3 protein-coding genes are annotated in these 1,195 nt (G+C 38.8%); 1 reads left to right on the top strand and 2 read right to left on the bottom strand.

The genetic code is table 11. From position 1 onward, the window contains the following. Positions 1–47: 47 nt before the first annotated feature. Both F6K22_RS42955 and F6K22_RS41265 read right to left on the bottom strand, forming a co-directional pair. Positions 48–515 carry a helix-turn-helix domain-containing protein gene (locus F6K22_RS42955; protein ID WP_363275585.1) on the bottom strand — a complete coding sequence of 156 codons (468 nt, stop codon included), beginning with the start codon at positions 513–515 and terminating at the stop codon, positions 48–50. Positions 516–600: 85 nt separating this feature from the next. Next, the gene (locus tag F6K22_RS41265) at positions 601–876 is read right to left on the bottom strand and encodes a hypothetical protein (RefSeq protein ID WP_293110993.1); all 276 of its coding nucleotides are present in this window, start codon (positions 874–876) and stop codon (positions 601–603) included. Positions 877–1,015: 139 nt separating this feature from the next. On the opposite strand from F6K22_RS41265, the gene F6K22_RS41260 reads away from it, so the two are divergent. Then, positions 1,016–1,195, top strand: a 180-nt coding sequence (locus F6K22_RS41260) for a hypothetical protein (RefSeq protein WP_293110991.1), incomplete at its 3' end; no start/stop codon positions are given.

The raw sequence follows: 1,195 nt of genomic DNA, 5'->3' as shown, positions 1-1,195 counted from the left end.
AAGTCATCAGCTCTTTCCGATTGGGTTTCTTTCAATTCTGGGGTTCTCTATTCTCTCAACTGCTTATCTAGATTATACTTGAAAGCATTTATTTGGCTAGAGATATTTGATTTAAGCGAACCGTGAGACTTTTGGTTTAATTGATGGGCCAATCGTCGTACTTTTCGAGACGGTTTGTTCTGGCCATTAATCCAGTGGCCAATGGCTCTGACCGAAACCCCTAGAGCTTCAGCTAATGTAAATCTGGAAATATTGAAATTTTTGAGCAGTTGTAGCGGGTCCAATTCTGCTGTTTCGATTTTTGGAGGGAATGGTAGGGACCAGTCCTTGTAGATTAGTAAAAGTTCCGAGGCCAGTCGTTGGATAGTTTGGCTTGGTCTTGTGGCCCCACATAGCCATCTTGAAACGGATGAAGGATTTACTCCTAGAGCTTTTGCTAGTTGCGTTTGGGATAGCCACGAAAACTGTAAAAGGAGGGAGACTGGATTTGTCTCCTCGAAATGTGCTATATTCATAACTTGAACATTTTTAAATTTTGTTTGCTATTGGGAAGGTGATGCCTTCCTAATGGCTTTATTTTTTTGAAAAGGCAGAACCTTCTCAACCTTCATTTTCGGACTTATGGTCTATAGGATAAATAGTATCTATGACATCTATTTTAGGCAAGAGATGTTTATATTTGTTTACAAATATAGTTAACTCGTTTGCCATATCCCCATAATCCAAAAGCTTTAAAATATAGGTGCTGTCAGTCTCTAAATCTTTGCCCCAACCTTTGATAGAGTTGGGAGAAAGTCCGGTAACACGGCTGATTTCTGCTATGGCTTTTTGTCTGTATCCCCAGTCTTCTGGCTTCAGGCCGTACAGTGTGAGCATCCATTTGTTGAGGTATGCGCTAACTTTCATTTAAGTATTTAATCATTACCAATCTATAATGGCCTTGAATTGTCGTTACCTCTGTTAACAATACAATATAAATGTAGAAGTTGGAGATATACGCCATTTTATAGAGATTTTGGCTGATGGAAATTCATTGGCCATTTACGGTAATCAGCTATTCAAAGAGGCTCTTCACCACAAGTTTTTTAATATGACCATTGCTGAAATAGTCAATAAACTCAATCCTGAAACATTAAGTGAGCTTACGGGTATTGAGTTTGAACGAATAGCAGATATAGCAGTAGGTCAATCTCCA

The organism is Okeania sp. SIO2F4 (assembly GCF_010672385.1).
Classification (GTDB): Bacteria; Cyanobacteriota; Cyanobacteriia; order Cyanobacteriales; family Microcoleaceae; genus Trichodesmium.
The sequence above is the reverse complement of the archived record's forward strand: the minus strand, read 5'-3'. Positions and strand labels throughout refer to the sequence as shown.

Bases quoted from the DNA above. Each gene is read 5' to 3' on its own strand.
- F6K22_RS42955 (WP_363275585.1), bottom strand. From the start codon at position 515: ATGAATATAGCACATTTCGAGGAGACAAATCCAGTCTCCCTCCTTTTA.
- F6K22_RS41265 (WP_293110993.1), bottom strand. From the start codon at position 876: ATGCTCACACTGTACGGCCTGAAGCCAGAAGACTGGGGATACAGACAA.